11 protein-coding genes are annotated in these 14,766 nt (G+C 48.6%); 6 read left to right on the top strand and 5 right to left on the bottom strand.

Features of this window, described 5'->3' with window-relative positions:
- Positions 1-19 precede the first annotated feature (19 nt).
- From B7991_RS06760 to B7991_RS06750, 3 genes are all read left to right on the top strand, one after another.
- A complete protein-coding gene (locus B7991_RS06760) occupies positions 20-517 on the top strand; it encodes a hypothetical protein (RefSeq protein ID WP_088630146.1) in 498 nt (165 codons plus the stop codon).
- Complete coding sequence (locus tag B7991_RS06755) at positions 510-2,480, top strand: TonB-dependent receptor (RefSeq protein WP_254917873.1); 1,971 nt, start codon at positions 510-512, stop codon at positions 2,478-2,480. The genes B7991_RS06760 and B7991_RS06755 overlap by 8 nt, the downstream gene beginning before the upstream one ends.
- Before the next feature lie 129 nt (positions 2,481-2,609).
- Positions 2,610-3,515: a DUF58 domain-containing protein gene (locus tag B7991_RS06750; RefSeq protein ID WP_088630144.1), complete on the top strand. Its 906-nt coding sequence runs from the start codon at positions 2,610-2,612 to the stop codon at positions 3,513-3,515.
- Positions 3,516-3,619: 104 nt separating this feature from the next.
- Here the strand turns inward: B7991_RS06750 and B7991_RS06745 are convergent, their stop codons facing one another.
- The 4 genes from B7991_RS06745 to B7991_RS06730 are packed head-to-tail and all read right to left on the bottom strand — an operon-like array spanning position 3,620 to position 8,042.
- Positions 3,620-5,644, bottom strand: a complete 2,025-nt coding sequence (locus B7991_RS06745; protein ID WP_088630143.1) for a GTP-binding protein — start codon at positions 5,642-5,644, stop codon at positions 3,620-3,622.
- Between the two features lie 18 nt (positions 5,645-5,662).
- Positions 5,663-6,772 (bottom strand): GTP pyrophosphokinase family protein, encoded by a 1,110-nt coding sequence (locus tag B7991_RS06740; protein WP_088630142.1) that lies wholly within the window; start codon positions 6,770-6,772, stop codon positions 5,663-5,665.
- Entirely contained in the window at positions 6,772-7,341 is a 570-nt protein-coding gene (locus B7991_RS06735) for an HD domain-containing protein (RefSeq protein WP_088630141.1), read from the bottom strand. The genes B7991_RS06740 and B7991_RS06735 overlap by 1 nt, the downstream gene beginning before the upstream one ends.
- A 2-nt stretch (positions 7,342-7,343) precedes the next feature.
- Complete coding sequence (locus B7991_RS06730; RefSeq protein ID WP_088630140.1) at positions 7,344-8,042, bottom strand: SIMPL domain-containing protein; 699 nt, start codon at positions 8,040-8,042, stop codon at positions 7,344-7,346.
- Positions 8,043-8,170: 128 nt separating this feature from the next.
- On the opposite strand from B7991_RS06730, the gene pgi reads away from it, so the two are divergent.
- From pgi to B7991_RS06715, 3 genes are all read left to right on the top strand, one after another.
- Positions 8,171-9,835 carry a glucose-6-phosphate isomerase gene (pgi, locus tag B7991_RS06725; protein WP_088630139.1) on the top strand — a complete coding sequence of 555 codons (1,665 nt, stop codon included), beginning with the start codon at positions 8,171-8,173 and terminating at the stop codon, positions 9,833-9,835.
- 273 nt (positions 9,836-10,108) lie between these two features.
- A complete protein-coding gene (locus B7991_RS06720) occupies positions 10,109-11,617 on the top strand; it encodes a hypothetical protein (RefSeq protein ID WP_217898046.1) in 1,509 nt (502 codons plus the stop codon).
- 27 nt (positions 11,618-11,644) lie between these two features.
- Entirely contained in the window at positions 11,645-12,514 is an 870-nt protein-coding gene (locus tag B7991_RS06715) for a hypothetical protein (protein ID WP_088630137.1), read from the top strand.
- Positions 12,515-12,783: 269 nt separating this feature from the next.
- Here the strand turns inward: B7991_RS06715 and B7991_RS06705 are convergent, their stop codons facing one another.
- Entirely contained in the window at positions 12,784-14,724 is a 1,941-nt protein-coding gene (locus B7991_RS06705; protein ID WP_088630135.1) for a GGDEF domain-containing phosphodiesterase, read from the bottom strand.
- Positions 14,725-14,766 lie beyond the last annotated feature (42 nt).

Here is a 14,766-nt window from a genome sequence, read left to right as displayed (position 1 = left end):
ACCCATACAAAGGAAAAAAATGAAAATCAAACATCTCTCTCTTGCCGCGCTCTGCGCGTTCTTTGCCGCATGCAGCGACAGCAATTCCACCTCCACCGATCAGCACGAGCACTTCGAAGCCGAAGGTTGGAACCTCTATTGGCCCGACTGGAAACTCGCCTACAGTGTTTACCAAGGCAAAGAAGACAAGAGCCTCGAAACGCTCCGCGTCAATGCAAATTGCCTTAGCGAACATTTGACCGTCAAGTTCCTCGATGACGAAAAGAAAGAAGTTTCCGCACCCAAGGACAACGAGCACACACTTGGCTGGAGCATTGGCGACGAATCCATCCTTGACATCGAAGCATGTGGCAGTTGGGGCTTCCACCTGAAAGGCGTCAAGGAAGGCGAAACAACGCTGACTCTCAAAGTCAAGCATCACGACCATGCCGACGCACGTACGCCGGAAATTCGCATCATTGTCGACAAAGCCTTGAAGGCAGAAGATTGCCCGTTCCAGGACGACGATGATGAATAACACCCTTTTTAGGGCTGTCATGGGGAGCCTCCTTTGCGGAGGCTTCCTTCATTTTTCTCTTGCCCAAGAATTTATCCAAGATTTAGGCAATTCAACAGTTGTCGCCGAACAATCTAGCGAAACAATTTTAAATGGTCTTCGCGAAGACGAAGTTTTAAAAGACGAAAAACTCGATCGCAAAATTTCTACAACTATTGCAGAGACTATAAAAAACGAGCCCGACATTGCCATCCGTTCGATGGGTCCCGCCGCCGCACGCCCTGTCATCAAGGGGCTTTCAGGCAGTCACGTCACACTTACCGAAGACGGTTCCTTTTGCGGAGACATGAGTGCAACATCGCCCGATCACGCCGTCGCATCCGAAGTCCTGACCGCACACAAATTGCGCATCACGCGCGGACCGCAAATTCTCGCACAATCTTTCGCCACCGCAGGCGGCGTCATTCAAGTAAATCACCAAGACATTCCCTACGATGATTCGCTCTTCCACGGTTACATTGCAAACTACGCCGAAACAGGCCAACCAGGATTTGCAACCGTTATCAGCGCAAATGCCAACGTTCACGGCGTTTCGCTCAAAGGCGAAGTTTCTGCACGTAACATGGGCGACATGGAAACATCCAAAGGCACGCTCAAAAATACGGATATCGAAAACAGGAGTATTGCCATCGGCGCAGCTTACAGTCTCGACCGATTCAAGTTCGGAGCCTCATTCCGTTCCTTCAATTCCGATTATGGCATTCCCGGCGGATTCATCGGTGGTCACCCCAACGGCGTAGACATTGAACTATCCAAACGCGATTTTACTTTGCAAGGACTGTACATTCCCGCAGCCCGCCCCGACACACTCAACATTATCTTCCGTTACAATCAATACCACCACAAGGAATTTGAGACAAAGAAATACATCGGCGCAGAATTTGCCGTCAATCAAGCAAACTTGCGCATTGAAAAATTCATCGCCAATAGCGGTCCATTTTTCGGCATTTGCCTCGGCACCGAACTCGATAGCCGCTCTGTTGAAATGGGCGGTTACGTCTTTACGCCTCCCACCAATTCTTACGCCGCATCGCTATTTTCCATTGCTAGCTTAAACGGATGGGATGGTTTAGAAATTACCTTATCCGCACGACTTGGCGGAGCATTTTTCAGACCTCGCGAAAGTGTCGTTGCAGACAAAGACGCTATTGAAGACCGCAATTTTGCATTATGGGCTTTCGCTGCCGAATTTTCACAAATCGTCGCCCCCGGGAAATTCCTGACACTTGATGTATTCCGCACCACGCGCGCCCCGACCATTGAAGAACTCTACAACCAAGGTCCACATCTCGCCGCCTACACTTACGAACGCGGCTATCACAAGCTCGATGCCGAAAGCGGTTACGGAGCAGAACTCGAATTTCGAGATTACGGCGAGCACTTCAACTGGCGAGCCTCAACACACATCACCTGGTTCCTGAATCACCTTGCGCCACGCGCCACTGGAGACACCAACTGGTCCCAACTTTTGCCGATTTATCAAGTCAGCGGAGACGACGCTCTCCTCATGGGCGCAAACGCATCCATCGAGACTTCTGCAGAGCAGGGATTCTATGCCCAAGCAGGCGCAAGTTATGTTTGTGGATTCTACCAGAACGAAAACTGGAGCGACATGCCACAAATTCCGCCGTTCCATTTTCACGCCGAAATGGCTTACATCTGGCAACACGTTCGCGCAGGCTTCAACACGGAATTTGCGCTCGCGCAAAACCGCTTAGACCGCTACGAACAACGCACCCCCGGCTACATCACGTTCGGTGCGCTCCTAGAATTCCATTGGGCGCACACACTCGCTAATTACAGCATCATCCTTCGTGGCGATAACTTGTTCAATGCCGATGTTCGCAACCACCTCTCGCGCCTCAAATCCGTCATGCCCGAGAAAGGACGCAATATAAGCATCCTCGCCAAGGTCGAGTTCTAAAAACGATGATTCGCATTGTCCCCCCGGTCACTATGCCGGGGTCGCCATTCCCTATTACATAAAGTGCCACCATATGGTCTTTCTCGCGCGATATTTGTATATTCTTTAGCGTAAAAAAGAAGAATTACGATGGCCGATAAAGAATTGCTTGATAAAGAAGTTTTAAAGACCGTTAGCCGCATTGAACTTTCTGTGCGCGGCACGCTCGACACCGTGATGACCGGAGCTTACCACAGTTCCTTCAAAGGCAACGGTATGGAATTCAGCGAAGTTCGCGAATACATGCCCGGCGATGACGTGCGCACGATTGACTGGAACGTGACCGCCCGAACCGGCACGCCTTACGTCAAAAAGTTCATCGAAGAACGCGAAATGACCATGCTCCTCATGGTCGATGCTTCAAGCAGCTCCGAATTCGGTTCTGGCAAGCAAATGAAAGGTGAAGTCATGGCAACGCTCACGGCTCTCCTCGCGTTTGCCGCCATCAAGAACAACGACAAGGTCGGCCTCCTCATTTACACCGACCAAGTCGAACTTTTCATCCCGCCCGAGAAAGGCCGCAAGCACGTGTTGCGCCTCATCCGCGAAATTCTCTACTTCAAGCCGCAGCACCACGGCACCAATACGCAGGTCGCCCTCGAATACGCCGGCAAGATTCTGAACCGCCGCGCCGTGGTCGTCGTGATGAGCGACTTTTTGGATGAAGGTTTCGAAAACGCGTTCAAGATTTTGCGCAAGCGCCATGACGTTCTCGCCGTATCCGTCGTGGACCCGCGCGAAATGGAACTCCCGCCCGCAGGCCTCGTAGAACTCGAAGACCCCGAAACCGGCGAGACACTTTTGATTGATACCGGCGATGCCGCCTTCCGCGAAGCATTCGCCCGCGAAGCCAAACGTCAAGGCAAGGCAACCAAGGAACTCTTCCAGCGCATGTCGATTGACTTTGTCCGCATCGAGACTCACGACGACTTCAAGGAAACAGTCGCCCCGCTCATCGAGCACTTCCGCCGCCGCGCTCGCGCTGCTAGCAGATAACAAACATTCAACATTTTGGACGACTCAGTTGAACTTGTCATTCCGGCCTACCTGTCCTCGCTTGACGGGGACGAGCCGGAATCTCCTTTTATTAGCAAAGCTTTCTAAACCGTTGCCGGTCTATACCCGAGCAATTTCATGCTGTAAAGCGCAGTGCCCTTGCTGATGCTGCGAACGCCCGTAGCGTATCCGAAAATTTTCCGCAGCGGGACGTCGGCTTTCAAAAAGTGCGTTTTGCCATCGCCTTCGATTTCTTTCACCCTGCCGTCACGCGCCTGGATATCGCCCGTCACAAGCCCTGCGAAATTCACCGGGCATTCAAGCGAAAGTTCCATCACAGGTTCATACAATTGCACATCCGCAGGCTTCACAAGTTTCGCCACCGCATCGGCACAGCACTTCTTGATCATCGGCGGGAGCGCCCCTTCTGTCCATTCAAAGCGATGGACTTCAAAACGCACACCGACAAGCGGACCCTTGCCGAGCACGCCAACTTCAGTCGATTCCAAAAGTGCCGAGCGCACACCTGCCAAAATTTCAAGCGGAGCCTTTTCCATAAATTCCGCCGACAAGCGAATGTCATGCGCATCACCTTCTAGCGGAGAAGCCGAGATACTGATAGACATCTTATGCGGGCCAATCTGGAACGTATTTTCAGCAGGTCCTACAGCACGGCACAAGCGTTCTTGCCAACGAACTTCGGGGCTCCCTGCACGCACTTCGCAACCAAATTCACGTTTCAATCGAGCAAGCAAAACATCAAGCTGCACCTCGCCCACGGTATGCAAATACCAGAATCCGCCATCGTCCTTTTGCACGCGGAAACTCGGATCCATACGCGCAAGCACCGATAGGCTGCGCTCCACGTGGGCATAATCTTCCGTGCGCACACATTCCACACGTGTCTGCAACAACGGCAAATAATTTTCGCTGATCGACGGCGCGGCATTCCCAGTAGCAGTTCCGGCGGCATTCCCATTCAGCGCGGCATTTTCAACAACATTCCCCGCCGCATCTCGCTCCGCACTCTCGCTGCACATTCCACAACCATCTAACCAAATCACCTGCCCGAGTTCCGTTTCAAACGGTGAGACCATCGCATAAATATCGCCCGAACGGATTTCATCCACAGGCAAAAGCATATTCGCCTTGAGCCTCGAAAATTCAAAACCTGCCGGCCAATCACGGCGCAACAAATCCACATGACTGCGGAACAGCGAAATCTCGCCCACGCCACGGAAATGCCTCAGGCGCACAACTTGCCCAAGCTCATTTTCACCAAACGTCGGGACTTCCGGCAAAAAGAACGAAAGCGCCGTCACAAGGCTGCGAATGCCAAAGCCTTCCAACGCAGAACCCGCATAGCAAATCACATACTCATCGCTTGCAGCAAGCGATTTGAGCCCACGCAAAAGCATCTTCGGCGGCACCGGCTTATTTTCTAGTGCAAGCGACAAAATTTCATCATCAAAGTTGCTTGCAAATTCCACCGCCTCATCGTAATACTTTTTCAAAAGCGCACGTTCTTCCGCCGCACTCGCATCCGATTCCCAACCATCATCGAGAACTTCCGCACCCGATTCCGAATGCACCAAACGGCTCTGGCTCAGCACATCGAGCATCGCGCACATCTTGCCATTTTTAAACTGCGGCACAGACATGAGCACCGGGCGCACGCCAAGCGTTTCTTCAATGTTGATGAGCGTTTCATCCAGCGAGTAATCGGGATTATCGAGCTTATTTACAAATAAAATCGTACGCACGCGGGATTCGAGCAATTTGCGAAACGATGCAAGCGTCTGCGTCTCAACGCCACTTGCGGCACTCACCACAAGCACAGCGCCTTCCACAGCCGTAAGCGCCATATCGACTTCGGCACCAAAGTCGACATGCCCCGGCGTATCAATAAAATTGAACCATGTATTTTTCCATTCGAAATGCGCCACGCCACTTTCAATCGTGATGCCGCGTTCCTTTTCTTCGGGCATGTAGTCCATCGTGGCTAAGCCATCTTCCACGCGCCCCGGGCGGTGAATCTCGCCCGCCGCGAAAAGGATTCTCTCAGAAAGTGTCGTCTTGCCCGCATCAACGTGGGCGAGAATGGCAATATTTCGAATCGGCTGTTTCATAAGCCCAAAGATACATTTTTACCGGTTCATGAACGAGAGTTTCAGCGCATTCTTGTAGAGTCGATTTGCCCAAGCTTCGTGGCTTGCAGATTCGCCATAAAGATCATCCAGAATCGTCCGGATCCCAGCCACGCCGCCACCCTTTTTCAAGATGTACACCACAAGCAGGCTAATCACGCCAAGCGACGAGTTGATAATATCCAAATCCGTATTTGCAAGCTGGAATGCGGCCAAGTGGTACGCATCATCGGAATTTTCCTTGATGAGTTTATCCACATCTGCAAGCGTATTGAAGCGCAAGAATTTTAGCGCCTTCAAGAAAGGCATCATCGACGACTCGTGAATTTCCGCCTGGTTGATTGCCGCAATACGCTGGTTCAGCTTGTCAAATGGTCGCAATTTCAGATAATTCGTAAACGAGTCGCCATTCAACGCCACCTCATCAAAGCGCCCTGAATGCACAAGCGACTGCACATGATATCTGTAATTGTTAATTTCCGTTCGAATCTTGCAGAACTGTTCATCGACAAGTTCAAGCATGCCCGCCAAGCGATTCAAATTGCGCAAGTATTCATGCGGAATTTCAAAGCCCGACTTGTAACCCGTATCGTGATCCAGCGTAGCCCACACATGTTGCAAAGCCGTACGCATCTGGATTTCAAATCGAATTTCATTGAGCTCAGGGCATTCCGAATCTTCGAACAGCGTTTTCGGGATAGTGCATATAAAATGCAACGAGTTATAGCCAAAGCTATCGAGCTCGTGCATTTTGCGTTTGTCAACGCTATTTTTCCAGTCAATTTCAAACAAGCTCTCGACAAGCGCTGCGATTTTATCCACATCGTCGTTATAGAACGCAATCACGCGGGCACCCAAAATATCGGTCAAATCAGTCAGAGATTTGTACTTGCCATTTTTACGTTCAAGTTTTTCGGCAAGGCTTGCTTCGGCCTTGATTCGCGCTTCAACAGCAGTCACATAGATGTTATTCTCTGCCACTTTTTTCTTGAGCAAGTCGCAAACAAAATCTCTCAACCGTTCATAAATCGGCATCTTTTCGCGATAATCCTCAAGGATCATCGTTTCAGCAGGATTCAGCCCATATTTTTCAACAGAGTCTTCGCTCATTATTTTCTACCGCCAAATATCTTTTCAATCAAGTCCGTAAATTCCGCATACGCAAAAGTTCCTTCGAGTTCTTTCAACGATGCAGCCAAACCGCGATAATGCCATTCGTGTTCCTTAATATCGGTCACGTGGAAAATCTTCCAAAGCTCATCGCCTTTTTGGACAAAATCACGATAAATGATTCGTGCATTGCTTAGCTTATCGCCCATCGCCACAATCTTTGCATCGCGACTGGCCCCAGCCAAGCGATCAATCGCTGCCTGTTTGCGGGAATGCCAAGAATCCGATTCGCTCACGCCTTCCATGAACACGTCCGATTCTTCTTCCACAAGTTTTGCCACGCGCGGCCCAAACTCGCGACTGATATCATCCAACGTAACAGACGTATCTTCAACGGTATCATGCAAAGCGGCAGCCGCCATCAATTCCTGGTCATCAGTCATGGTCGCTACAATTTCCACAGCCTCCATCGGGTGGACAATATACGGGAAACCTTTCCCGCGGCGCCCCGTACCGGCATGCGCCTTGACCGCAAAAACAATCGCCTTGTCGAGAACAGAAGTATCCATTTTTAGTCCTCCAGGAAGTACTGAACATTGGTCACTACGCGCACGTTCTTGATAAACGGCGTATTCTCATCGCGGTCGCTAATGGAGAACTGGCCCTGCGTAGCCGTCTTGATTTTACCGAGCTTGCTTTCGGAATCCGTTGCAAACTTTTCAGCAGCGGCACGAGCATTTTTATTCGCCTCGTCAATCATCGCGGGCTTGATTTCGTTCAGGCCATTGAAACTGTAAATTTTGCGGTAGCGGTAATCATCGCCACTGAATGCAATACCCTGTTTCAGGAGTTCGCCCTGCTTGCCCATGATTTCACGGACGCGGTCCACATTCTTCGATGCAACCGTCGTCACCACAGTCGCAATGTAGCGGAACGGACGGCGGTTATCGCCATAGCGTTCACCCTGGGCATCTTCTATTTCCGGAGCAGACCAGCTAATTTCAGCCGCATCCACACCGTTTTCGCGCAGGAACTTCGCAAGCGTCGCATTCTTCGTTTGCACAGCATCATGAATCAACGAAAGGTCATTCCCGACTTCTTTGTACACAATAGGCCAAATCACAAAATCGGCTTTGACCTCACGCTCCGAGAGCCCACGGACTGACACAACACGGTCGCGATCTTTCGTATGGATCATAGCGCAATAGAGGAACGCGCCAAGCCCGAGAATACCAATAGCCAACAACAAAGCTTCTTTAACTCTAGACATATATTTCTCCTTCGCCGCAAAACACCCACGGCTATAAGTTTAATATACAATCTTTAAGCGCCGTGACTTCCCGCTTTTTCTATATTTTCCCCCATAACAAAAACCCGCGTGTGCGGAAAGGATAATCTATGTCTAAACTGACTGATTCTAAGGAATGGAAGGCCCTCGAGGCCCATGCCGAAGTCGCCAAGACTTGGCAGATGAAGGAACTCTTCGCGAAGGACCCGACTCGCGCCGACAAGTTCAGCGCCGAAGCCTGCGGACTCTTCCTCGACTACTCCAAGAACATCATCACCGACGAAACCATGGCTAAGCTCCAGGACCTCCTGAAGTCCGCCAACTTCGAAGACATGCGCGCCAAGTACTTTGCTGGCGAAAAGATTAACACCACCGAAAAGCGCGCCGTGCTCCACACCGCACTTCGCTACAAGGGCAACGATCCGATTTGCGTCGATGGCAAGGATGTCATGCCTGAAGTTCGCGCCGTGCTCAAGCACATGGAAGACTTCACTCACCTCGTCCGTAGCGGCAAGTGGAAAGGCCAAAGCGGCAAGTCCATCAAGTATGTGGTGAACATCGGTATCGGCGGTTCCGACCTCGGTCCGGTGATGGTCACCGAAGCTCTCAAACCGTATGCAGAAAAGCCGATCGCAGGCGAAACTTCTCCGGAAGTCTACTTTGTTTCTAACATCGACGGCACCCACATGGCCGAAACCCTCAAGAAGGTGAACATCGAAGAAACGCTCTTCATCGTTGCTTCCAAGACGTTCACGACTCTTGAAACCATGACGAACGCCGAAACCGCAAAGGCAGCCGTCCTCAAGGCATTCAACGGCGACAAGTCCGCTATCGCAAAGCACTTCGTCGCACTCTCCACCAACACCGAAGCTGTTTCTGAATTCGGTATCGACACTGCAAACATGTTCGAATTCTGGAACTGGGTTGGCGGCCGCTATTCTCTGTGGTCTGCAATCGGTCTCTCCATCGCTCTCCGCATTGGCTTCGAAAACTACATGAAGCTCCACCAGGGCGCATACGAAATGGATCAGCATTTCAAGACCGCTCCGGCCGACAAGAACCTCCCGGTCATCCTCGCCCTCATCGGCGTTTGGTACAACAACTTCTTCGGCGCATCCAGCTACGCCATGCTCCCGTACGACCAGTACCTCCACCGCCTCGCCGCCTACTTCCAGCAGGCAGACATGGAATCCAACGGTAAGACTGTTGATCGCGATTCCAAGCGCGTGAACTACCAGACGGGTCCGATCCTTTGGGGCGAACCGGGTACGAACGGCCAGCACGCCTTCTACCAGCTCATCCACCAGGGCACCAAGATGATTCCGTGCGACTTCATCGCCCCGGCAAACAGCCACAACAAGATTGGCGATCACCACCAGAAGTTGCTCTCCAACTTCTTCGCTCAGCCGGAAGCTTTGATGAACGGCAAGACTCTCGCCCAGGCTCAGGAAGAACTCCGCGCCGCCGGCAAGTCCGAAGAAGAAATCGCATTCCTCGCTCCGCACAAGGTATTTGAAGGCAACAAGCCGACGAACTCCATCATGATGGACTACGTGAGCCCGGAACGCCTTGGCGCTCTCATTGCCATGTACGAACACAAGATCTTCACACAGGGCGTTATCTGGAACATCAACAGCTACGACCAGTGGGGTGTTGAACTTGGTAAACAGCTCGCCAAGAAGATTCTCCCGGAACTTGCAAAGGCTGACGCCGAACTCCACCACGACAGTTCCACTAACGGACTGATCAAGTGGTATAAGGCCCACCAGGCTTAATCGCATGTCATCCCGGACTCCGTTCCGGGATCGCCATTGCCAAACGCAATTAAAAAAGTCGCAGCACTCCGCTGCGGCTTTTTTTGTATATCCCAAAAACCTCAATCAATTCTAAAAAAAATGAATTAACGTAACTTTTTTTACACATTTGTCTTTTTCTTATATTATTTTTCAAGAACACATTAAACTTCAAAAAAAAAGGTTGTAGGGATGTCAAACACGTTTGTGGGTCAACTAGACGGTGCAAATTTCATGCTTTCTCCAAACGAGGACATGAAAGAAGGTTTATTTAAACAATACGAAAGAGTCATCGTAAAAAGCATTATCACTTCTTTTGGTCTAGATTTTTTGATTTCCGACAGGAACGGCGGAGACGTCGATACCATACACAATATCCGCAACAATCCCAACGATTACAAAAGCGAACGCAACAAGCAAAACTATGAGAACCGCGGGGCATACAATTCCAACGAATACCACGGAAATTCTCAATACATAGAAACTAACAGATATTATAGCAATCAAAAGAAAAACAGCAATCTCTACGACTCCTACACAAACAAAAAGATTGCCCCCAATGAAAAAATGGACTTGGACCACGTTGTTTCCGCCAAGGAAATCCATGACGATCCAGGCCGCGTGTTATCAGGCCTCTCCGGAGTAGAACTAGCCAACAGTCCCGAAAATCTCAAGCCAACAAATCCGCATACAAACCGCCAAAAGAAAGCGGACACAATGGATGATTACCTTGAAAAGCATGGTGACGAATACACCGATAAAGAAAAAGCCCGGATGAGAGAAACCGACAAAAAGGCAAGATCTTCCATTGAAGCAAAAATCAACAAAGCTTATTATACAAGCCCCGCATTTTGGCAAGATTCAGCTATTGCAGCCGGCAAAGTCGGTTTGAAAATGGGTTTAAGACAAGCTCTCGGATTTGTCTTTGTCGAAATATGGTTTGCCATCAAAGAGGAATTCGAAAAAGTAAACTCTGTCTTAAGTATGGATGCCAGCGAATTTTTCAATTCATTGGGCAACGCCGTCAAAAGAGGCATTGAGAACTGCAAGAAAAAATACAAGCAGCTTCTTGAATCATTCAAGGACGGAGCTTTAGCCGGCATATTATCAAGTTTAACAACCACATTGTGCAACATATTCTTCACGACAGGCAAGAACATCGTTCGCATCATTCGACAGGCTTGGACCTCTATTGTCGAAGCACTTAAAATACTCTTTATTAATCCAGATCAGCTTCCCTTTGGCGATCGCATGCTCGCCTTTACCAAAGTCATTGCAACAGGAGCAAGCGTTGTCACTGGCGTTCTGATCAACGAAGCGGTAGCCTCAACAGCATTGGGCCAGATTCCCGTTGTCGGCGAAGTTGTTTCCGTATTCTGTGGCGCATTTGTAACCGGTATAATGAGTTGTACTTTACTCTATATTTTGGACACAAACCCTCTCGTAAAAAAAATTGTCACCATGTTGAATTCGTTTAAATCATCATGCGATATTTACATGGATCGTTTAAGAGAAGAAGTCGCATACCTTGAAAAATATGCAGCAAAATTGATGGAAATTAACCTGGACTCTTTCAAGAAAGAAGTCAAGGCATTCTCTTCCATTTCAGAAGAAATCAGTTCTGCACCAAACGAACTCGCGCTAAATAACATTTTGGAAAACGCCTATAAAAAATTGGGTTTCCAAAAGCCATGGGAAAAAGCAGGGTTCAATTCTTTTGACGATTTTATGAACGACAAAAACGCAACAATAATTTTCTGTTAAATACTTCTATAAAAGAAGGAGATTATCATGCCTATACCCCTTATTTTTGGAATCGGAGCCGCAGTAGCAGCAGCAGCAGGAATTGGAGCCGGAGTCAAAGGCGGAATGAAAATGAAAGAAGCCAGCGATTCAATAAAGGCTGCCGAAGCTAGAAACCAAAGGAATATCGATCTGCTAAAGCAACGTCAGGAAGCAACACAACAAACATTGGAAAGCCTAGATCATTCAAAAAAAGAAATCGAAAGAAGTTTCGGCGAATTCGTAAACGTTTTTGAAAAAATCAAGAACCCGCCCGAATTCAATGAAATTAAAAAGGAAAACTTCAAAATTTCCGAATGTGACATATCCAATTTAAAAGACACATCAATTGCAGCAGAAGCGCTTATCGGAATTGGCATCGGTCATTTAGTATCCGGAGGTGGCATAGCCCTAGGATCGGCCTTTTTAGCAGGAGCAACCGCGGGCATCAGCCTTCTTGCAGAAGGGATTGCATTTAGCATAACTGGCTCTAAACTTGAAGACAAAGCAAAAGAAATTACCCAAAAAGTAGACAAAGCCGAAAAGCAAATAGACAAAATCATCTATTTTTTGCAGGATTTAAAAAGCACCGCTATAGATTACAGACAAATTTTACTTCGCGTAGACGCAAATTACGAAGAGCACCTGAGACGTCTAAAATTGCTTGTCATAGACAATCAAAAATGCGATTACAAACTTTACACAAGCGATGAAAAACTCCTGTTAAAAAACACTATTTTGCTTGTCGGTCTCCTGTATGAAATGTGCAAAGTCAAGCTCGTCATTCCAGGCAATTCCAACGATGACATAGGCACGGTTAATAATTCTGAAGTCTGGGAAAAGAAAACCAAGGCTAACGAATTAATAAATTCGCTCTAAAGAATGACTTTCAAATGTGACTGTTGCGGTCTATGCTGCCGTTCCCTGAAAAAGGTTCCCGCCCTGGCGAACTTTGACAGGGGTGATGGCATTTGCATTCACTTAAGAGACGACAATCTTTGTTCCATATACGAACATCGTCCCGAAATCTGCAACGTAGACTTAATGTACGAAAAGTACTATTCTTCAATTTACACAAAAGAAGAATACTACAAGCTAAACGAAAAGCAATGTGAAAAAATTAAAAGCTGGTTTTAAACCAGCTTTTTCTATATCGAAACGCCCTTTTCCTTGAGCACCGCCATCACCTCGTCATACGGGAGCGGTTTCGAATAATAATAGCCCTGCATGCGGTCGCATCCAATTTCCTTCAAGAAATCCAGATGCTCCTTTGTTTCCACGCCTTCCGAAAGCGTTCCAATATGCAATAGCTTGGCCATTTCCACAATGGCGCGGATAATCACCTTGGACTTTTCCGTGAAGTTTCGCAAGAACATCATGTCGATTTTCAAAAAGTCAAAGTCATAGTCTTTCAGCACGTTCAACGACGAGAAGCCCGAGCCAAAGTCATCCATCCAGACTTCAAAACCGTCTTTCTGGAAGCGCGTCACCTGCTCACGGATATAGCCGTCCTCATCACCATCCAGCACCGATTCCGTAATCTCGATATGAATCATTTCATGCGGCACGTTATATTCTTTAGTCAACCGCGTGAGTTCCTTATAAATGTCACTCAGCTTAAAGTCTAGGCGCGAGAGGTTAAACGAAATCGGAACGCACTTGTTCCCCAAATTCGTTTCCACACGGTATTTTTCGCAAATTTTCTTGAGCACGAACAAGTCCAATTTCTGGATCAAGTGAGCGTCTTCTAAAACGCCGACAAAATCAAGCGGCGGCAAAAAGCCGTGCTCCGGGTCATCCCAACGGGCAAGCGCTTCAAAGCCACAAAGCTTGTTCGTATTGATATCTACGACGGGCTGATAAAAGACCTTGATGTATTCCTTTTCTACAGCCTCGTCAATGTGTGCAATCAAGTACATTTTCAAGCGTTCACGGGCGCCCATTTCATCGGCATAAACGGCGACATATTCATCGTAGACGCCCTTGGTCGTCGCTTCGGCAAGGCGAGCCCGCATAAAGCAACGTTCTACATTTTCATTTTCAACACGCTGCACATACACGCCCGCCTTGAGTTCAAGCACGCCCTGAGTCGAGAAGCTACGAATCTTGTCATGCGCTTCCTTGATTTTTGTCTTCATCCCGGCGGCATCACCTACAACGCGGAACGTATCGCACGACACATGCGTCACATAGCGCTCGCCAAACAGCGTCTTAAACGTATCCGCCATGAACTTCAGCGCACCATCACCTTCTTCAAAGCCAAACCTCTCGTTAAAGGCCTTGAAATTCTCCAAATCAAAGGCGACAAACGCATAGCGTTTCCTCGGGTTCCTAAAAAGCAAGTCCTGCACGTAGTTCGAGAACAGAAGCGCATTCGGGAGCCCCGTCAGCTTGTCATGGTTACGCGCAATTTCCGCCTGTTGCGTCAAGCGCACCGTCCTGAAAATAAGCTTCACCGCAATCGTAAGCGTAAGCCAGAAGAACCACGATACAAAGACAAGGTAATTCAAAAATTCAGGAGTTACCTCGATCATGCGCACGCACACATACATGGCGAGGTTCACTAGCATACTAAATAACGTGACAAAACCCAAGAACCCAAAGCGCGCAAAGATTTGCGTGTTACGGACAAATAAAAGTTCGTTCCAGAGGAGTCTCCACCAAATGAAAATTGCAACCAGGTTCACCAGGGCAGCGCCAATCTGCGTCTTGCCCACCACCATGCCGAGGTAACCCACGCCGACGGAGGCCGAAAGCATGAATAACGACGCAGACCAGTGAATCGAAAGCACCCTCCCAAAAACAAAAATGGCCACAGGAATCAAAATGACTCGACTCATATAGTCCACAATCACATCGAGCAGCAACGGGACCTCGCCCATCATGCACGTAAATAAACGCATTACCCCATGATAAATCAAGTCCGAATAGATCATGTAAGGGGTCAACGAAAAAACAGCGCCCCAAAAAAGCACTTTCTTCAGGTTCTGTTTTTCACCAAGCGCCACCAACGTAAAAAGCAAAAAACCGCTCGCCAACAGCGACGGAAAAAAGAACACATGATTTGCGTAATCCAGAAAATTTATCATTGCTATACCCTAGAGTATCATAAATATAATGTATAATCCCAT

This window comes from Fibrobacter sp. UWB3 (assembly GCF_002210405.1).
Lineage (GTDB): Bacteria > Fibrobacterota > Fibrobacteria > Fibrobacterales > Fibrobacteraceae > Fibrobacter.
The sequence above is the reverse complement of the archived record's forward strand: the minus strand, read 5'-3'. Positions and strand labels throughout refer to the sequence as shown.